This window comes from Paenibacillus sp. P13VS (assembly GCF_015143645.1).
In the GTDB taxonomy this organism is placed as follows: domain Bacteria; phylum Bacillota; class Bacilli; order Paenibacillales; family Paenibacillaceae; genus Paenibacillus; species Paenibacillus xylanilyticus_A.
Map to the genome: position 1 here is coordinate 145,655 of NZ_WYEV01000004.1, position 20,292 is coordinate 165,946.

The following is a 20,292-nucleotide window of genomic DNA, read 5'->3' on the forward strand; positions in this document are numbered from 1 at the left end:
AAACTAGCAAGCGAACCGGATTAAATATACAAATAATCAGCATTCGGATCATGCTCTAGTCCTTCCTCTCCCAATTAGAACGGCTGTGAGTATAGAAAAATCAGTTAGAGGACTACACCTTACGTGCAGTCCTCTCCCACATGTTTTATTCAAATGTTGAAGGCGCAGATCAAGACCTACAAATCATTGATCCTGTTACCTTTAATTCTCCAGAACACCACCCACGGTTATTGCACTTTGTTTTCCAAAGTCCATTTTTGATATTCATCTTCAGCATGGAAGTCTTCCATCATCAGCTTGGTTCCATCTTCCGATACACGGAGTGCACTCCCATTGTGCACACTTGTAATGCTTACCGTCCCATCATCGTTATTGGAAATGTTCCAGCGTTGATTGGGATACCCGAGATATGGATAGAGTTGAATCCGATTCTGACCGACATCCCAATCCAGTGACACCCCGCTGACGGTACGGATGGAGTAAGAACCGGAATCATCACCGGTAGGCACAAGTATCCAAGCATAACTCGATGCTTCACCATCCTTTTCGTTGCCAGCTGTCACAACCTCGCCTGCTTGGGATTGCGTCGCTTGTAGGGCCACAGGAAGTTCTGCACTCCGAATGATCACGGTCTCCAGTGCTGCTTTTTTGATGTCATATGCATTCACATGCTGAAAAGACGCACTGCCTCCAAACGTATGAACACCGAAGTGTCCCTCGGCAAACGTGCCATCCTGAACATCCATGATCCGTTCACCGTCCAGATCCACCTGAATACGCGTTCCCTTCGCCTGAATCTGGATATGGTAAGTCTGGTTACTCCGAATGAATTTTGGAATGCGGGCAAGCACCTGCCGATTCTCGAACTTGCCGTCCACTTTATAAAACAGGCGAATCGCCTTCAGGTTGGGATCAACATTCAGATAATAACCACTTCGTCCATCCTCGCTTGCCCGAAACAGAATGGAACCTGCTCCTCCTTCAGCATCCAGCTGTAAGTCAGCCTCATATCGGAAGTCTCCCGCAGTCTCTCGGGCAACATACTGTGAATCACTGCGGTCAATGCCCTGTAAGCCATAGTCCGAAACAAACCACTGCGCAGACGGTCGATCCTTTTGCCAGCCGGATAAATTCGTGTGGAATACGCCATCCGTTACCGTAATCGGTATTTTGGCAGAAGCTTTACCGTTAGCCATGGAAGCCGTCACCCAAGCCTCCCCCTTGCCTACAGCACGAATCGCAGCATGTGTTTTGTCAGAATCAACGATTTTCACCACTTTAGGATTACTCACGGTCCATTTCAGCGGTTGGGCTCCTTTTCCTGGTCCGCCTTCAGCCGAAGCGTAGAGGGTTTCGGTATGACCCACATTCGCTACTCTTCTCTGCGTATCTGCAATAATCTTTGGAGCGGAGGACATGCCTTTTCTCCAGATATTATCCAAGGCATATACATTCAGTGAGACCACTTTTACATTTCCGCCCAGGCTGTAGAACGCCATCGACCTTCCAGCTGGATCCGGAAAAATCACATCCGAGAAAACCACTCTGCCCTCATTGCCAAACACTTCAACAGAAGCTTCATCGACAAATATTCGCAGCTTGATCCTCCCATTTTCAGGTTGTAGCGCAGCTTCGTGTACTTTGGTAAATAAGCCCGAGAAACTCACGTCTCCCGAAGCGGTGCGATCCACGAACATCGTCTCTTTCTCCGTCTTGTAGCCCACGGTCGTTTGTTGTCCTTCCCTTTGACGCAGGTGAAAACCAAACTCCGTAACGGGACTGTCTGCCGGAATTTCCACTTCTGCTTCAATCTCGTATGCACCTGCAGTCAGACCCTTGAGCACATTTTGCGATTGCGGACCGACCATTAACTGCTCCGCACTGTACAGGTTTTGCCGGAGTGTCTCAAGTTCGATAACAGGCTTTTGTACCAGACGCACACCCTCCTCTGTTGTTCGGAGAGAAACTTCTCTTGGAATAGTCAATTGCCCCTTCCAGGGATTCGTCGGGAAATCAAATGGATAATCCCAGTTTGTCATCCACGCAAGCATCACTTTCCGCTGATCCGGCATATTCGCAAATGACATCGACGCATAGAATTCCTTGCCGAAGTCCGTCTTCAGCACTTTCCCGGCAGGATGGTCGTTCAGGAATTTCCCCTCCGCCGTCAGCTCGCCAACAAAGTATTCCGCATCCGATCCTTGCGTCTTCGTATTGGCTCCGGTACTGATCATAAGCACCCACTTGCGCTCATCCGTCCCCTCTACTGGCAGCTGAATCAGGTCGGGACACTCCCATACCCCTCCGCGAATGTATTCCCCATATCCGAAGTTATCGGTTAATGTCCAATCAAGCAGATTCGTTGAGGTAAAAAACCGGATATGGTCCCCGCCAGATACAACCATAATCCAGCGGTTGTGCTCTTCATCCCGAACGACCTTCGGATCGCGAAAGTCCCAACTCCCCGGGTCTTCGCCATTTTGGCCAGGGTTCTCGATCACAATCGGACGGTCTTCAGCGTATTGCCAATTCCGGCCTTGATCCGTACTGTATGCGAGACCGATACGCTGATTGCCACCAGGCTTACCCGGATGGTACGACGTATAGTATGCGATCAGACCTTTGCCACCGGAATCCGAGAACAGGCCGGATGCGTTGTTCAGATCCGCAATCGCTGATCCTGACCATACATGACCCAGATCATTCCATGGCAGCGCAATGGGTAAACGCTTCCATTTTACAAGATCCGTACTGACTGCATGGGCCCATGTCCCTCCGTCCTGGTGAAATAAATGATACTCCCCCTCGTAATAAACCAATCCGTTCGGATCGCTTGCGGACCCCCGTATTGGAGAGTAATGATATTGAGGACGGTATTTTTCCGTATAATACATCGAATTTTCCTTGATATACGCATCTTGAAAATAGGCTATGCCCTGTTTCACTTCAAGTCCGGTATATCCCTCGGCATAACTAGAATCCATGACCTCCACAGCCGGTGCTGCATATCCATCCACATACACCTGAATCAGGCTACCGGAGGCAACCACTTCGATATGGTGCTTTGCTGTCGGATGACTCGGGTATGTACGATCCGAATTCGCAAGAATCGTTCCGTCCGCCTTTTGCAGCTGTACCCGTACCTCTTCCCCTTCTCTACGAAGTGCCGTTTGGTATCCCTTTGTCCCGTCTATATTCGACCTGAATAGTAGAGCTGCGAAGCTACTATCGGCCAAAGACATATCTCCCTCAAATACAAAATCCCCCGCTGTTTTCTCGTATATGATCTGTGTTTCCTCTTGCGCATTTCCTTTGCCTCGATATCCCCGTAGATCCGGCTGCCAATTTCCTTTACTGTAAACGGGGTTACCCAGATTTCCACGCATGGTACTGACATTTACATTTTGGAACAAGCTTGATCCGTCCCACACATGCAGCCCCAGCATCCCTGATACATACGCACTGTCTTTCACATCAATCACCGGGTCGTACCCGCCATCCCAATACACCTGCAGCCTCTCGTCAACCGCTTTTACTTTCAAATGATAAATGCCGCCAGACTCCACGGTTACCGAGTACTCTTCCAACAATGCACCTGGCTTGCCACTGGCATCTTTTAAACGAATCAGACCAGCCTGAGGAACCACTTGCAGCATATAGGAAGACCACCCCGTATCATTGGAACGGAAAACAAGACTGGCATCTGCCTTCATATCCTGGATTAACAGATCCGCTTCATAAATAAAATCTTCGGCCCGCGTGTCCGATAGGACGGTCACATTCTCCTTCTCTTCGGAAATTAAATGAAGTCCTTCATTTGTATCTTCAAAATTGCCTTTACCATGCAATGTCCAACCGGACAAATTCGTTGCTGCCCTGGATACGTCCATTTTCATCGGAACCGCCTCCGTATGTTGAGTTTGAGATTCTGGGCTCTTGGATGATGCCGTACTCTTCATACTCTGCTGCATCGTCAACTTATCCAGAGGGGAAGTTGTCGAATACGCTTCCACAGAAGTGGAACCAAGGACACAGGATAACAGGACGCAGCTAATGGACCTTAACATAAATCTCACGAATATCCCTCATTTCTCTGCGTGATAGAAAAACAAAGAAAGGACGGTGCATTCCCTTAAACAACTGAATCAGTCTTTTAAGCGATCTGCTCCGTCCTTCCTTGAACATGTGGATTACAATGATACCGCTGAATCAGCCTTGACTTGATTAAGTGCTTCGATGCCTAAGGCAAGCGCACCGTATAAACCCGCGTGCTGTCCCAATCCTGGCGGAACAATATATTGGTCGATGTGCTGCAGCAATTCAGGCACGTTCACATAACCATGGAGATTGTGTATAACCTGTTCCCGAATCATGGGAAACAGATGCATCTGCTGCATGACACCACCGCCCAAGATGATCATCTGCGGTGAATGCAGCAGGATGGACGTCGTAATGGATTCGGCAATATAATAGGACTCCATTTCCCATGCCAGGTGGTCGGTCGGCAGCTCGCTGCCGGGTGTCTGCCAACGGGCTTCGATGGCTGGCCCTGCAGCCAATCCCTCCAGGCAATCCCCATGATACTTGCATAATCCGGCAAAGTGATCCTGCGGATGCCGCCTCGTTCGGATGTGTCCACCCTCTGGATGCAGCAATCCGTGTATTCTTTTTCCTCCAGCAATAAGTCCAACGCCAACACCGGTGCCAATCGTATAATATACACAGTTATCCAAGCCCTGCGCAGCTCCCCATGTGACCTCCCCCAGAGCAGCAGCATTCACATCCGTATCCCACCCGAAGGGAACAGGGAATTCCCGCTTCAAGATTCCCACCACATTGCAGTTTTCCCATTCGGACTTCGGAGTTGTGGTAATGTATCCGTAAGTAGGGCTATCCAGCTTCAGATCAATCGGACCAAAGGAACCAATGCCGATAGCCTCTACCCCTTTATCTCTGAAATAGTCACTCACCTTGGCGAGTGTAATCTCGGGATGTTCCGTCGGAAAGCTACACCATTCTTCCATATGTCCTTGTTCGTTGCCTATTCCGCATACAAACTTCGTTCCGCCCGCTTCGATGGCACCTATACGCATCTACCTGCCCTCCTTCTCTTTAGTTCTCATGGGTTTCCACCTTAACGGGAGACAATTCGTAGATATGAAGAGCGGAGAAGACCATGTTTTCCTGATCGGCATCCACCGTAATTCGTGCAGCATCTACATCCGGATAGATCAGGTCCGTAATAACGGCCTGACCGTTACTCGCAAATACCTCAACCGAAGAAGAATCCACATAGATACGCAAGTGTTGACCCCCGCCCTGAACCCTTGCGGTGTGACGTCCCAGGAAATGCTCATGGAAATCAACGATGCCTGATTGGCTGCGATCAACGTATACCTCACGCTGATCCGCGTCTACACCAACGAGCGTTTGATGACTGGCGCTGCTTCTCAAGGTAAATTGAAGAGATTGCTCCGATTCCCATTGCGCATCGACTTCATAGCTCACCAGCTGCAGCGTGCCAAGATGTTTCCTCGCCTCTTGGACAGAAACGTTGTGCAGGGTCAATATCGGTTTCCGGGCTTGCTCCATTTCACGGGCCGGACGCTGAACCAATGTGACTGTACCGTCTATCGTTTCCAAAGTAAGCTCCCGAGCAATCGTCATCGCGCCGCGATAACCTTCGGTTGGCGTCTGGTTGGCATACATCCAGTTGCTCATCCAGCCCATAAACAGGCGTCTGCCGTCTTCAGCCGGAATGTCGGACCAACTGACTCCTGCGTAGTTGTCCCGCCCATGGTCAACCCAGCGAACCGTGCGGGAAGCTTCATCCGGAACAAACGTCGACCCATCAAAATCTCCGATAAAGTACTGTGTTCGCGAGCCTTCCTTGAACGCAGGATCTGCACCAATACTGACAAGCATGACCCATTTTTCATGCCCATGGTCCCCATCCACCGCCAGCGGGAAGAGATCAGGACATTCCCACACGCCGTCATGTGAACCGATGCCTGCGCCGAATTCACTGCTGAGTGTCCAATCTTTCAGATTCGGAGAGCGGTACAAGCATACCGTCTGACCACAGGCAATGATCATCACCCATTCCTTGCTCTGCTCGTGCCAGAACACCTTGGGATCACGGAAATCGACAAAAGACTCATGCTCCAGTACCGGATTGCCCTCATATTTGTTCCATGTGCGGCCATTATCCTTGCTGTATGCAATGCTCTGCCGCTGAATCGGTTGATCGTTCGGCACTTCCAGATGATGCGTGAATATTGCTACCAGTCCTGGTTCCTCATCAAAGAAACCGGAAGTATTATTCCAATCCACCACAGCACTACCCGAAAAGATCATGCCGTGTTCATCCGGCGCCATAGCCACAGGAAGCTCTTCCCAGGTGAACAGATCCTTGGTCACGGCATGCCCCCAATGCATCGGTCCCCATGTGGTACCAAATGGATGATGTTGATAGAACAGGTGATACTCGCCTTTGAAAAACACCATCCCATTGGGATCATTCATCCACTTCTCGTTCGGTGAGAAATGATAAGCACCTCGGTAATCGGTTGTTGAAATGGTAGACATGTAGGTTCTCTCCTTTGAAATACACCGTTTTTTTTATTTTGTATTGCGGTCATATCCCGCTTGTTTAATCTGAAGCCATTCCTGCAGTCCAAGACGGTCCAGCTCTTTCAAATAGGCATCCCATTCCTGCTCGATTTTCCCGTTTTGGTACCATTCTGTGCGCATGCGCAGTACATAAGCGAACAGGTCGGTTTCAATGGTAGACAGGCGGTCGAGTTCATCAATGGAGAAAAATACGCTTGGATAAACGTTCTCTGCTTTCATATGTGGAACCATCACCCGATCCAGAAGCTCCATGCGCCATGCAGCATCTTCCGGTTTGGTCGTGTATTTGTCGTAGTAACTGTCGAGAATCGCCAGTGGTCCGGCAATGCTCGTTTTTTGTCTAAGTTCGACAGGCGCAGCCCCTTCCAGCGGAAGATGCTTCAGCATACCCTTGGCTTCATCGAATTCAAAAATATTTTGCTGCGTTTCATCCCCGTACGTTCCCCAGTTGTTTTGGATCGATTGGAGCGGATCGTACAGCTGGTCTACCCACTTCGCTGTGGATTCCAGATTTTTATTGCTGCTCGTGATAACCATACGTCCTCTGTCGAGTCCGATCCCATTGGTTCTCGTAACATTTCTCTCTCCGTCCGGACCGGCAAGTGGAGGCAAAACATCATACGTGTCATTCATTCCCGTAATGTTGGCCTTATCCCATGTGAAATACATGCCGTACTTATGGTCCTTGCCTTTGGCCAGATACGTATTCCAATCCTGCTGATAGGCTTCCACATCCACTAGGCCTTCCTGGACAAGCTCATGGATATATTTCACAGCTTCCTTATACCCTTCATCCGCTGCCGTAAAGACGACCTTCCCCTCGTTCGTTACCACGGTATGGTCCCAGTTCTCCCCAAGTCCGAATGCGGCAAAGAGAAATGTCAGATCTTCTCCGCCCGGCTTGTTGATGAACGACAACGGAATTTCATCCGCTTTTCCATTTCCATTGGGATCTTGCGTTTTGAAGGCGATTAGCACTTCCTTCAATTCCTCGGTCGTCGTAGGCATCTTCAGTCCGAGTTTATTCAGCCATTCCACATTGATCCAAGGCAGATTATCCACCGCTTGTATCCGCTGCTTGCCGCTTCCCAGCTCCTCAATCCATGGGAAAGAGTAGATATGTCCATCCGGCGCTGTAATCATGCTCTTGTATTCGGGAGCTTCCTCCAGCACCTTTTGCAGATTGGGCATGTATTGTTCGATCAAGTCTTCGAGCGGAATGATGGCTCCGTCCTTGGCCAGTTTCAGGAGATCATAATCTCCGTAACCTGCGTCAAAGATGGCATCGGGCAGCTCCCCGCTGGCTACCGCCAGATTTCTCTTTTCGGCAAACACATCACTCGTATAGTTCTTCCAGTTGATATGCACATTGGTCTTTTCCTCGAGTCGCTTGTTAATCAGTTTCTCGTTCGGATCGGCCGGAGCCAGCGGCGAGCTCTGCGTGATAAAATTCAGTGTCACTTTCCCGTCGGGAGACTGGGCTTCACTGGCTGCGCCGCCCCCTCCTCCACCACAGGCCGTGAGCAGAAGTACAGCAGACAACATGGAAAGGGATACCGATGTAATGCCTCTTTTGGACTTTTTCACTTTTTTCATGACGTGACCTCCACTTTATATTGTTGGATCTGACTTAAGATATCTCAGGCTGTTCACTATTTGAGTGAACCTACCATGACACCCTTTTCGAAATACTTCTGGAAGAACGGATACATGATGATCAGCGGCAGACTCGAAATGACAATCGCAGAATACTTAATCATCTCGGATAGCCGTTTGAGCTCCGCCATGGCAAGCTGATCACTGATCATGCCCGGGGCAGCCTGATTCTGGATCAGAATGGAACGCAGAACGAGCTGTAAGGGATGAAGATTGGGATTATCCAAATAAATCATGGCATCAAAATAGGAATTCCACTGCCCGACGAATGCGTACAGCGCAAGGACAAAAATGATCGGTTTGGATAGCGGAATGACAATCTGAAAGAAAATCTTCATATCGGAAGCACCGTCCACGTTCGCAGCTTCTTTCAGCTCCCTGGGTACACCTTTGAAAAAAGTTCTGGAGAGAATGATGTTCCATACGTTAACCGCTCCCGGAATGATGATCGCCCATATGGTATCCAGCATGCCGAGATTGCGCACCAGAAGGTAGGTTGGAATGAGGCCGCCACCGAAGAACATCGTAATGATAAACAGAACCATGAAAAATCCTCTTCCCGCCAGCCTTTCCTCAGACAAGGCATAACCTGCACAGATCGAAACCGCCACGGTCACGAAGGCAAACGAAACCGAGTACAGCACCGCATTTGCGAAGCCTCGAATCATCGCCGGATTGGACAGAATCATCTGATAACCATCCAGACTCCAGTCGGATACATTGAAGGACAGGCCCTGATTAAGCAGCACGGTTGGATCCATAAAGGAAGCGATAACAATATAAATGAGAGGAACGACCACAACCAGTACAGCACAGGTGAGAAAGATCGCGTTCAGTGCAAGGATCAGACGATCCAGCCCCGTCGGTTTGATAGTCATGAGTGATACTCCTTTCTAGTAAAGGCCTTCGCCTTCGTTTAATTTCTTCACGATCAGATTCACGGTGACAAGCAGGATGACGTTAATGATGGAGTTAAACAACCCTACGGCCGCAGAATAGGCGTAATCACCGGACTGTAATCCGACCTTGTACACATAGGTGGCAATAATTTCGGATGACGGCAGGTTCATGGATGTCTGCATCAGGTATGCCTTCTCGAATCCGATCGACATAATTCCGCCAGCTGCAAGGATAAACACAATAGCCATAATCGGGCGGATGGTCGGAAGGTCAATGTGGCGAATACGTTGAAGAAGATTGGCTCCATCCAGATTGGCTGCATTGTGAAGCTCTGGATCGACATTGGCCAAAGCCGCAACGTATATAATTGAAGCCCAGCCTGCCCCCGTCCAGATATCGGACAAGATGTAGATCCAGCGGAAATATTCGGGTTCGGACATAAACATGATTGGCTGACCTGTAATCCATGTGGTCAATTGATTAATGGGACCTGTCGGCGATAAGAAGATGAAGAGCATGCCCACAACTACGACAACGGATATAAAATTCGGTGCATACAGAAACAATTGAATGTTCTTCTTCACTGCAGCTTGTCGCACCTGATTCAGCATGAGAGCCAGCAAAATAGGCACCGGGAAGCTGAAAATCAATCCCAAAAAGCTGAGCTTAAGCGTATTCATAAAAATGACATCAAAATTGGGTGAAGCCAAAAACTTCTCGAAATGTTTCAGGCCCACCCACTCACTGCCCATAATCCCCTTGATCGGACTGAAGTCCTTAAATGCGATGATGGCTCCATACATCGGAATGTATTTGAAGATCAGTGTCAGGATTAGAGCTGGCGCAAGCAATACATACAGGAAATAATTCTTTTTGAGCTGCTGTAACGGATGAAAAATGGAACTCCTCTCTTTGAGGCTCTTCCCCATCCTCTTATTGGTGTTTACTGTGTTATCCAACATACGACCCCCGTTCATCATTAAAGTTTACAATTGCTCATAGTAAGGGCTTTCAATATTTACAATTGCTTATTTGATATTTTACAATTTATCAGGGTAAGTATCGTTTAGTCAATACAAAATGTGAAAAATAATTGTGCATTTGCTTCACTTTTTTTTGCATAACTCTGTACTAATTGTATGAATTACGGAATCAATATCCAAAAAAAAGCTCGTTGTATAACGTATTTCATCCTGTAACAAAGGTCTCTACCTCAGCAGTATACGATGTAAAACTAAATGACGAATAAATAAAGAATGTGAAATATAAAATTGACAAAAACAATTATATATTGTGCATTTGTAAATTTACAATTGCTATTTGCTTCGATATATTATACATTTGATTTAGAAAACACTTGAGACGATCAATTGACCAATAGAGGTGAGGCACGACATGGCAAAAGAGAAAGTTACGATACAGGATATCGCAGATGCTCTGGGCATCTCCCGAAATACGGCTTCCAAAGCCCTGAATGATAGCGGAAACATCCCGGAAGAAACACGGAGTCGGGTGATCAAGAAAGCCATTGAATTAAGATATAAACAATTTGCTTATATGGAAAGTGAGCATGTTCTGAGTAAAACGCCGGGCAATATCGCCCTGTTAACAGAGAACCTGCCGAATACGTCTCATTTTGGATCGCTGCTCATTAGCGGTTTGGAGAAAAGAATTAGTGCCGAGGGCTATAACCTGTCCATTCATATCGTTCGTGAAGTTGATGAAGAAGCCCTTACCCTACCTAACAATTTTGACATTTCCAAAGTGGACGGCATCATCTGCATCGAGTTATTCAACCTGGAATATACCCGCCTCATCACAGAGCTCGGAATTCCGACGGTCTTTATCGATTGTGCAGCCAACATCTGCTATCCGGATTTCCATGCAGATCTTCTTCTTATGGAGAATGAACATAGCACTTATCAGTTAACCAAAAAATTAATTGATAGCGGCTACAAAAGTATCGGATTCGCTGGAGACTATAATCACTGTAAAAGCTTCAACGAACGATGGACTGGATATCACCGGGCGATGTTGGAATCGGGATTGCAGGTCGATCCAGCCCACTGCATTACAGACAATGATAAGCTGTACTTCTCCAAACCTGGTTGGCTAAGGGAGCGAGTAGCTGCACTGGAGTCGTTCCCTTCCGCATATGTGTGTGCCAATGACTTTATCGCGGTGGATCTAATTAGAGCTTTCAAATTAAGAGAGGTCACGGTTCCGCAGGATATTGTGGTATGTGGATTCGATAACGCACCTGAATCCAGAATTATTGAACCTCCGTTAACGACGGTCCATATTTATAGTAACGAGATGGGGATTAAGGCAGCCGAAATGCTGTTATCCCGAATTGACAACCCCGAACAGCCTTATCAGGTCTCGCATATTGTGACTGCACCCATTATCAGAGAGTCGACACCTGGAATTATGCCAGCCGAGCCTACTCTTGTCAGAAAGTAAGATGGAGAAGAATGTATCTTAATCATGCTGAAATATGTCGCTATTGGCGTTCTCTGAGCAAGTAGTTGAATACAAAAAGAAGTGGATACCCATCTGATGGGTCCACTTCTTTATATTTTCTAATTTACCTCTTCTAGCTTGCCTCAGTTCTTCCTATGCCATATCTCATCCCTAGTTGGCTCTTCTAAATACTAGCACTCAGCACTTTCCCTACTTCTCAAACGCCAAATTGCTTCAGATGATGGTCCAAGTGCTTGTAGATTCCTTTACCCCATTCCTCGGAAGTCAGTCTTCCAAAAAAAGGATGGGGAACTGCACCATTTTTGAGACCTTCACGTTGTAGCGTCAATATATTTTGTTCGAGCTTTTCTTTTTCTACTTCAAACTCTCTTGTATCCATGATCACCATGCTTGGAATCGTAGACATATTACGGGGAAGCGGCTTGTCATTATAAAAAATGGGTTTTGCAAACTTTCCAACCAGTATGCCTAGCAAGCTTCTTGAGGAATGGGTTTTTCCCGTTGCTATGTCTTGGAACGAAGAGCAATGAGCAAGCATCTGAGCAGCATTCATGCGCCCCCACTCAGGTTGAACATCTTGCTTTAATTGATCGATCCGTCCCAAGATTTCTTTTGCAGCCGATAGATCAAAAATCGTTTTCACTAAGACATAGCCCTCCTAACCTTTGCAAGAAAAGAATCCACAATAAAAATATTACCATATTATTCAAGTGGAATGTGGATTACAACAGCATACTCCTTAATGATTAAAACAGCCAATCACAATGATCGGCTGCTTTCTTGTTGTTATTGAGTTTAGAATCTATCCGACATATTTAAGAATGAGCTGGTATATGGCTATGGCGAACCCCAAAATGCTTGCTTTCACTTTAGCTGGATGATTTCTTCTTTTACCGCCAAATAAATAAAGGAGCATGATTATAAATCCTATAGGAATCCATAGCTCAAAGTAACCTTTTGATGTGTAACTAGTGTAAATCGGAGTAATGGTAGTACTGAATAAAAAGTAAAAAAATACCGTAAAACGTCTTGTTTCTAATTGTTTGCTCCACCTTACTAATAAGAAAATAATAACTACTAAGATAATCGTGATGTGTAAAGGGGGAATAAGTATCGTAACGTTTCCAAATGTTAAATCCATTTTTGCGTTGCCCTCCTTTTTTCACCTACGCATGCTCATCTTTCATTGCTTTCAGCATCTAAATCATGAAGCATCCATTATATCAGAATAAGAACCATTTATTGTATAATATTAGGAAATAAATATTCATATCACCATTAAATTATAATTAAAGCATACAGGGTAAAAATGACAAAAGCAGCCGATCTTGTTGATCAGCTGCTTTGTCATGTAAAAGGCGCTATCCTTTTTAGCGATCACTATAATTATGCTTTTCAATAACTCTATTTTACGCAATGAAAAATAAAAGATCGACTTTCAGAATTTGCATATTTAAATTCCCAATCCCCAAATGTTTCAATTTTCGAAAAACCGGCTTGTTTCAGTGACTCATCCAATTCTTCTTGCTTTCGAAATCGTATCTGCATTTTTTCATGAACGAGGACTTCATTTGTTTTTGTATTTTTCACAGTTTCATAGAACGTATAAACATCTTGCTCAAACCCCTCATATTCTGTATAGATTTCAAGCGGGTCTCCACTTAGCCTGTCTTTGGCCACATCAGGACTCATATCCTTCTCCCACTCTTCCCACACTTTTACCAGGGGATTTCTTGTATCAAATATAAAGTGACCACCAGCTTTAAGGGATCGGAATACGTCTGAGGTCACTTGTTTCCAACTATCATCTGTAAGAAATACCTGTGCAACATTGGCTGTCATAATAACCGCGTCATACGTATTGGTTTGTAAATTGGAGCTGTCTCCTACAATCCAGTTCACTTGGCCTGAATCATCCTTACTTCTCGCCAGTTTAATCGCTTCTTCATGGGGATCGATGGCTGTGATTGTATATCCGTTTTGAGCAAGCTGTGTAGTCCACCTTCCTGTTCCACAGCCTAAGTCAGCTATAGACTCCACTTTCAATCTCTTTAGCAATGCAAGGAAAAATTCATCATCTTTTCCCCAAAGGTTAATCTGGTCATATACTAATGGAATCATAAATGTTGTTTTCCCACTTTCTATATCGTTTTTGCGATGAATCTGGATATTACATAAGTATAAACGATATTCCTGATATAGTTCATTTATCTGCCCGTTAGATGAATTAAAGCAACCCATAACCACGAATGCACCCAAACATATAGGAGAATCGTCTCGTTGACTAATCCCGATTTCCTCATTATAATTCGGACATCGAGAGCCATGCCAAAAATTGCTGGCCACGGTTGCCAATGCCATGTCGGTTCAGAAGGTTCCCTTTCGAAGGTTGAATCATGTCTATAAACAAACTCAAAAGTGAAAGATGTGAATGAACGATGAGTAAACAGAAGTTGTACTACGGTAAAGATATCGAAGTCATGTTTGATTCTGAGGTATGCATTCATTCCGGTATTTGCGTAAAGGGCCTCCCTGCTGTGTTTGATTTGAGCAAACGTCCTTGGGTGAATCCCGATGGCGATACTTCAGAGGCCATTGCCCGGCATATTGACACATGTCCAAGCGGAGCACTCACGTATAAACGTCTGGACGATGAATATTCAACAAGGAAAGAGGGATGAACATGCATCATGTAGAACACGAACCTGCTAATAAAAGATTTATTATTCAGGATAAAGGCGACATTGCTGCGGTCATGACGTATGTAATCTCAAGTCCGGAGCTGTACATAATTGACCACACGTTGGTTGAAAATGCTTACCGGGGACAAGGGCTTGGCGATAAGCTGCTCAAAGCTATGGTGGAATACGCGCGCGAAAACGGTATTAAGATTTTACCTTTGTGCCCGTTTGCCAAAGGTCGTTTCGACCGCATTCCTGAATACGCGGATGTTCTCAATTAATACCCATTGAATGATGAGTAAAGTAAGAGAAAAGAGCCAGAGAGTACGAGATCTCTTCGTCCCCTCCGGCTCTTTTGCATTAACTGCTCCTATCATTTTGGTGGGCATCTTCATGAAAGTAATGTTCAAATAGACTTAGATATTTTCCTTTATCCAAGAACGCAGCTTATCAGCATAGAAAGAACGCTCTTCTGGATCGGACTGTGACCCCTTCGACAGATAAAGTTGATCATTTATATATCTAGGGTAAACATGGAGATGATAATGCCACACGTCTTGATTGCCAGCTGGTTCATTATGCTGCCTTGTTGAAATTCCCTCACATCCATATGTACTTTTCATCGCAAATGCTGTAAGCTGAGCCGCGCGGTGAATCTCAGCAGCGTAATCTGCAGGCAGTTCATAGATGTTCTCGAAATGTTGATTGGGCACGATAAGAACATGTCCTTTATTGTTTGGCCACCATTTGCCCGCTATAAATGCAGTTACCTTTTCATTCTGATAGATAATATCCCTTTGTTTTGTTCCCTGTTCAGGTCTCTCAATACCCCAAATACAGCAAAATGGACATTCGTATCCTTCGGGCTTGTGTGAAAATACTGGTGTCATCTCTATTTCCCACCCCCTCTCAACTTCAGGTTTCGAACACTTCCCAATGATCCGATTCCGGGAGGATATACCCCTCCTAAATGTCTAGATATGCAAGCTTAAAAAACTTCATGTACACCTCATTCAACTGTTGGCTGTCAATAAACATACTATATTTACCTTCAAAACTTAAAGTATAGTAATATACCCATATAATTATAACTATAAGGAGTGGACACTATATTAAAAATTAAGTTTTTGAGCATATTTATTATTGTTTGTTTTGTCCTAATCATGGGAGGTTGTAGCTTTATGTCTGATTCTCGAGAAGATGCTCAAGCCATTAACAAGGCTATGAATGCAGGAAAAACATATTTTAAAGAAAAATATGACCTCAACGTTGAATTTACACGCCACAAGTTTAATCCGCCCGATCTCGGTACGGACGTTGGGCTTTTTGGACATTTGACAGAAGATCCGGATACCGAGGTGTTTCTCCTCATTAATTATGAGACGCTCGACGTCGTTACTGCGAGTGTTCCCAAAGAACTGATTAAAAAATAGGAGATAACTGAGCCTTTTTCTGAGGCTCTTTTCTTATATTTGGCCAAGTCTTCATCCCATTATATTCCTGCTCTTTACTACAATATGAAACGGCAGCTTAGCTTTACGTCAACTGCCATTGTGCTGTATTGAACAATTGTTACCCGTTAACATTGTGGGAACTACCTTTTAATATCTTCAGTAATCTTTTGTTTGTATCGAATTATGGCAAGAGGCAGATTAATCATTCCAAGAGTGAAAGAAGATACCATAGATATCCATTGAGGTATGGTAAGATAATAATTCGGTTTTCCGTCTCCTACAGGTCCTACTTTGGGTTGGTAGCTATCCCACCATTCATATAAGAAACCAACAACATAAAGACAGCCAACCCATTAGCCGGCTGCCTGCATGATTTATATGTTTCAAGCTAAGATTACAATTCCATAAGCTCATTCTTTTAATCAGAGATAACCCTACCCCTATCCACTTCTACTACGAACAAATACACCTAGTTACTCAGGAAGACCCTGGAACGTGTTCCCGCGTGTCAGCACCTGACTCTGATCTGCCCAGCGGATCTGAACTGAACGGGAAGTGAACAGATCAGATCCGTCTGAGACTTGAAAATGCAGATGCGCTTCACTGGAGTTACCGGAATTACCAAGCTGCCCGATGAGATCTCCCTGCTTGACTTTATCCCCTGTTTTTACGGCTGCACTTCCTTCCTTGAGATGTGCCGTGATGCTGTATTCCCCATTTCCATGATCGATAACGACAACATTCCCTGCCGGCTCTTCAGCATTCATCACGCCTGGCGTGTTATCCGGAATGTCATTTTTGACTTCAACAACCGTCCCATCTGCAGCTGCATAGAGCGGCTCGCCAAAAGCATAATAGTTTTCATTCACAGCGGCCTCCCCTTGATAACTTAAATCTTCCTTCGTGCGAATAATGTCCAGTGCGTAACGCTGCGTTTCATGCGCATAATGATAATTGGACATCACATCATTTCCTCCCCAGAACACGAACCATTCCCCCTTCATAGGAAACTGAAATTGGGTCTTGGTAAATGCCTTGTCCGTCTCCTCATGCGTTTCAAGCGGCTGGATCAACAGCCCGTCAATCTGATGATCCTCGGCAAAATAGGCCTGTATTCCTTTGGTCCCCGTCTGATCCTTCCAGGAATGCTCCATCAGGTTGTTCATTTTGACTTTCGTAACCTGTTCCCAGGAAGTGACCCCCTCCGTGAAGCTATCCACAGACCGCTTAAACTCTTCGAGCGATATCGTTTCCTTCAGTTCCGGGCTCATTTGATTATAAATGTCGTCCTTCGAACCATTCATCAATGTATCTATGAAATGTTCAGGTGTAATCATCACATCCTCCTCTGCTGAGTTCGTCTCTTCTTTATTGGTGTTTTCTGCGGCTGGCGACGCACTTGAAGTCTGTTCTGCTGATGGCTTTTCCCTCTGGTCAGATGATTCTGTAGCACCGCAGGCAGACAAGAGCACACACGCACCAAGTGCTGCGGCAAGCATTAACCAACTCCTCTGACTTCTCCTTGAACCTTTTTGCAGAGCATATTCTGCTTTCATCCGTTTTTTTTCAATGAACATTTTGGACCGCTGCCTGCTTCCCTTATGATTTCTATTCACTTCCCTGCACCCCTTCTGTAGAACGATTTCTTACCAATCCAGTGTACTAAACCAATCTTATCCTCCGTCTAACCTCCTCTTACGTCTATCATAACTTTGAGGCATGCTGCTGCTTCATAATTAAGATTCTGTTAAGGTTACAAGTACGCTCCACGACTCCTCAGAATGGTATGATAGATTAGATAGACCAACGCAGAAGATCATAGCCGACAACGAATGTAATCATAAAAATCAGGAGGATCTCTTACGTCATGGATAACGTTTCAATCCTGCTTGTTGATGATGAACAGGCGATTTTACATATGTTAAAAACGGTTCTGCTCAAGGAGCAATTCGTAGATATTGACACAGTCACCACAGGTGAAGATGCGATTGCCGCATGTGAAAAGAAAACCTATCACTGTATCGTGCTGGACGTCATGCTGCCAGGCAGAAGCGGGCTGGAAATTTGTCCTTTTCTGCGCCAATTGACCGATGCACCAATTCTCTTTTTAACCGCCAAAACAACCGACTATGACAAGTTGACCGGCTTCGCAGTTGGGGGAGACGATTATGTTGTTAAACCGTTTAATCCACTTGAAGTGGTCGCACGGATGAAATCACTGCTGAAGCGGTATTTGCCCAGACAGGGAGAATTTGGGAGGTTGCTTCCAAATTATGACGCAAATCCGTCATCCCCTTCCCCGCAGGAGGGGATCTATGATTACGGACGCTTTCAGTTGAACGAGCACGCGGGTGAACTCAGGGTCCATGGTCAGCTGGTAGGCTGTCCTGCTCTGGTGTATCAGCTGCTGCTCTTTTTCTGCAAACATCCCAATCGCATCTTCACCAAATCCGAATTGTACGAGCGGGTATGGGAATCGGAGGCCATCCGTGACGACAATACGGTCATGGTTCATATTCACCGAATCCGTGAGCGTATTGAAGCCGATCCCTCCAGGCCTGAACTGCTGGTGAATGTCCGTGGTTTGGGATATAAGCTCGTCCTGCCCGAGGCGGAGCTCCGAAGATGAGCATACGTCGCAGATTGATGACACGGTTCATTGGCCTGCTTGCGGGTGCTGTAATTCTGATTCTGGTTCTCGGTGGAAGCATCGCATATTGGGTCATCCAACAGTTGAATGAAGCCAGCCTTGTTGATGATTTTGCCTCTGTCGGGCTCGAACAGCTGATCAGCACCGCAGAGATTTTGCCGGACGGTTCCGTTCAGTATGATCCCGCGCTGCTAGAGCGTGTGGAGGAGAACAACGGCTGGCTTCAGGTTCTCGATGAGCAAGGCCGTGTGGTGGATGCCTTTCACACCCCTTCCGATGTCCCGAATCACTATAAACCCGGAGAACTTCTATCCTATTGGGAGGGAAGAAAGCCCTTTCCCTACCAGCTTTATTTACTCATAAGGGAAAGAAAGGGGATCAACTTCACCCTGCTGTACGGGGAGAGCAATCAGGCAGTAACGATTTTGGATCAAGTCTACACCGATGGAAGTTATGCCGACGGTAAGCTTGTACTGCCCACCGGGCAGCAGGATATCCTTCGCGCGGCGGACGCCTATCTTGAGATTTTGGATGAGCAGGGACATGTGCTTGCTTCTTTCAATAAGCCTGCAATGGGCACACCGGACAGCTACAGCATTCAGGACCTGATTCTGCGCTCACGATACCCCACCAGGTACGGAATGACCACAGTAACCCTTTATGATGAACAGGATCAATCGACCTGGATGCTGAGTGTTCCTCTTCCCAGCAGTCAAGCAGGCGTGAACGAAAATCCCTTCGGTTTTATTTTTGGTCCTGCCCTGGCTGCACTTCTGGTATCCATCATCATCCTGCTTGTGCTGCTTGCATTCTGGTATGCCAATCGCTTCGGTTATCCCATGCTGCATATGCTTCAATGGCTGCAGCGGCTCGAACGTGGACACTATGAAGAGCCGGCTGGCACCCGGGGCAAGCCACGCAGCCAGAAGCGTAACGGAAAATGGCGTCAAAAATATCGGGTATATGCGGAAGTGCTGCACTCTATCCAGTCGTTGTCGAGTACACTTAAACGTGATGAAGAACTCCGCAGACAGACCGACTCTCTGCGCGAGGAGTGGATTGCCGGGATAACTCATGATCTGAAGACACCCCTGTCCTCCATCCAGGGATATGCACACATGCTGGAAGCTGAGAAATACAACTGGACATCCGAAGAAATACGGGAATTTGCGGGCATCATGCTGGATAAATCCATGTACATGGACCGGCTGGTAAACGACCTGTCCATGACATACCGTCTGCGCAGCGGTGGATACCAGCCTCCTGTCGAGAAAACTGACGTAAATGCGCTACTTCAGGATCTAGTACATCGTGCCGAGCGTAACCCGGCTTATGGAGAAGGCCGTATTACATTCGAACCTGCCACACTCGCAGTGCATGGTTATGTCCATATCCCGTCCTTCGAACGAATTGTCGATAATCTCACCGCCAACGCCCTGCTGCACAATCCACCAGAGACGAAGCTGACCGTTCGTGTTGAGCCAGGTGAGCAGGACGGCAATTTCATCATTCAATTTGCCGATGATGGCCGCGGCATGGATCAGGAGACGGTATGGAGGCTGTTCGAACGATACTATCGCGGCACGGATACGGCGACATCCGATGTCGGATCAGGCCTTGGCATGGCGGTAACCAAAGGGCTGATTGAGGCGATGAAAGGCCGAATCGAGGTTCAATCCCATCCGGACCAGGGAACCACCATACGTTTGATTTTTGATCGCCATTCGGATAAAGCTAAATAAAACTCCGCTTGACCTTTTGATTTTCAGTCTATATAATCGACACTCAATAACACCTGTTCCAATATATTGATATGGATCTCAAGTTCTTTTCA

Annotated in this window: 17 protein-coding genes; 6 read left to right on the forward strand and 11 right to left on the reverse strand. The window is 46.3% G+C overall.

The window, feature by feature from the left end; translation table 11 throughout:
* Nucleotides 1-227: 227 nt before the first annotated feature.
* From GUA98_RS10460 to GUA98_RS10485, 6 genes are all read right to left on the reverse strand, one after another.
* Complete coding sequence (locus tag GUA98_RS10460) at nt 228-3,896, reverse strand: GH32 C-terminal domain-containing protein (protein ID WP_153977418.1); 3,669 nt, start codon at nt 3,894-3,896, stop codon at nt 228-230.
* Between the two features lie 294 nt (nt 3,897-4,190).
* A complete protein-coding gene (locus tag GUA98_RS10465) occupies nt 4,191-5,093 on the reverse strand; it encodes an ROK family protein (RefSeq protein WP_193722988.1) in 903 nt (300 codons plus the stop codon).
* Nucleotides 5,094-5,112: 19 nt separating this feature from the next.
* Nucleotides 5,113-6,588, reverse strand: coding sequence for a glycoside hydrolase family 32 protein (locus GUA98_RS10470; RefSeq protein ID WP_153977416.1), 1,476 nt, complete (start codon nt 6,586-6,588; stop codon nt 5,113-5,115).
* 33 nt (nt 6,589-6,621) lie between these two features.
* Complete coding sequence (locus GUA98_RS10475; RefSeq protein ID WP_095360564.1) at nt 6,622-8,229, reverse strand: ABC transporter substrate-binding protein; 1,608 nt, start codon at nt 8,227-8,229, stop codon at nt 6,622-6,624.
* Between the two features lie 56 nt (nt 8,230-8,285).
* Nucleotides 8,286-9,167 carry a carbohydrate ABC transporter permease gene (locus GUA98_RS10480; RefSeq protein ID WP_095289251.1) on the reverse strand — a complete coding sequence of 294 codons (882 nt, stop codon included), beginning with the start codon at nt 9,165-9,167 and terminating at the stop codon, nt 8,286-8,288.
* A gap of 15 nt (nt 9,168-9,182) precedes the next feature.
* On the reverse strand, nt 9,183-10,118 hold the full coding sequence (locus GUA98_RS10485) for an ABC transporter permease (protein ID WP_170948148.1): 936 nt from the start codon (nt 10,116-10,118) through the stop codon (nt 9,183-9,185).
* A 466-nt stretch (nt 10,119-10,584) separates the two neighbouring features.
* On the opposite strand from GUA98_RS10485, the gene GUA98_RS10490 reads away from it, so the two are divergent.
* Entirely contained in the window at nt 10,585-11,652 is a 1,068-nt protein-coding gene (locus GUA98_RS10490; RefSeq protein ID WP_193722989.1) for a LacI family DNA-binding transcriptional regulator, read from the forward strand.
* Nucleotides 11,653-11,869: 217 nt separating this feature from the next.
* On the opposite strand, the gene GUA98_RS10495 is transcribed toward GUA98_RS10490, so the two are convergent.
* The 3 genes from GUA98_RS10495 to GUA98_RS10505 all read right to left on the reverse strand — a co-directional run bounded on the left by GUA98_RS10495 (nt 11,870) and on the right by GUA98_RS10505 (nt 14,034).
* Nucleotides 11,870-12,316 carry a DUF1569 domain-containing protein gene (locus tag GUA98_RS10495; RefSeq protein ID WP_153977414.1) on the reverse strand — a complete coding sequence of 149 codons (447 nt, stop codon included), beginning with the start codon at nt 12,314-12,316 and terminating at the stop codon, nt 11,870-11,872.
* A 159-nt stretch (nt 12,317-12,475) separates the two neighbouring features.
* On the reverse strand, nt 12,476-12,814 hold the full coding sequence (locus GUA98_RS10500) for a hypothetical protein (protein WP_193722990.1): 339 nt from the start codon (nt 12,812-12,814) through the stop codon (nt 12,476-12,478).
* A 263-nt stretch (nt 12,815-13,077) separates the two neighbouring features.
* Nucleotides 13,078-14,034 carry a class I SAM-dependent methyltransferase gene (locus tag GUA98_RS10505; protein ID WP_227779575.1) on the reverse strand — a complete coding sequence of 319 codons (957 nt, stop codon included), beginning with the start codon at nt 14,032-14,034 and terminating at the stop codon, nt 13,078-13,080.
* Between the two features lie 77 nt (nt 14,035-14,111).
* On the opposite strand from GUA98_RS10505, the gene GUA98_RS10510 reads away from it, so the two are divergent.
* Nucleotides 14,112-14,354 carry a (4Fe-4S)-binding protein gene (locus GUA98_RS10510; RefSeq protein ID WP_095289244.1) on the forward strand — a complete coding sequence of 81 codons (243 nt, stop codon included), beginning with the start codon at nt 14,112-14,114 and terminating at the stop codon, nt 14,352-14,354.
* The gene (locus tag GUA98_RS10515) at nt 14,351-14,635 is read left to right on the forward strand and encodes a GNAT family N-acetyltransferase (protein ID WP_415753018.1); all 285 of its coding nucleotides are present in this window, start codon (nt 14,351-14,353) and stop codon (nt 14,633-14,635) included. Before GUA98_RS10510 ends, GUA98_RS10515 begins: the two co-directional genes overlap by 4 nt.
* A 135-nt stretch (nt 14,636-14,770) precedes the next feature.
* Here the strand turns inward: GUA98_RS10515 and GUA98_RS10520 are convergent, their stop codons facing one another.
* Nucleotides 14,771-15,244, reverse strand: coding sequence for an HIT family protein (locus GUA98_RS10520; protein ID WP_193722992.1), 474 nt, complete (start codon nt 15,242-15,244; stop codon nt 14,771-14,773).
* Nucleotides 15,245-15,535: 291 nt separating this feature from the next.
* Here GUA98_RS10520 and GUA98_RS10525 point away from each other — a divergent pair, with 291 nt between their 5' ends.
* The gene (locus GUA98_RS10525) at nt 15,536-15,787 is read left to right on the forward strand and encodes a hypothetical protein (protein ID WP_193722993.1); all 252 of its coding nucleotides are present in this window, start codon (nt 15,536-15,538) and stop codon (nt 15,785-15,787) included.
* A 494-nt stretch (nt 15,788-16,281) separates the two neighbouring features.
* Here GUA98_RS10525 and GUA98_RS30145 read toward each other — a convergent pair whose 3' ends face one another.
* Nucleotides 16,282-17,424, reverse strand: a complete 1,143-nt coding sequence (locus tag GUA98_RS30145) for a M23 family metallopeptidase (RefSeq protein WP_193722994.1) — start codon at nt 17,422-17,424, stop codon at nt 16,282-16,284.
* 251 nt (nt 17,425-17,675) lie between these two features.
* Here GUA98_RS30145 and GUA98_RS10535 point away from each other — a divergent pair, with 251 nt between their 5' ends.
* Both GUA98_RS10535 and GUA98_RS10540 read left to right on the forward strand, forming a co-directional pair.
* Nucleotides 17,676-18,437, forward strand: coding sequence for a response regulator transcription factor (locus tag GUA98_RS10535; protein ID WP_153977405.1), 762 nt, complete (start codon nt 17,676-17,678; stop codon nt 18,435-18,437).
* Complete coding sequence (locus tag GUA98_RS10540) at nt 18,434-20,200, forward strand: sensor histidine kinase (protein ID WP_153977404.1); 1,767 nt, start codon at nt 18,434-18,436, stop codon at nt 20,198-20,200. Before GUA98_RS10535 ends, GUA98_RS10540 begins: the two co-directional genes overlap by 4 nt.
* Nucleotides 20,201-20,292 lie beyond the last annotated feature (92 nt).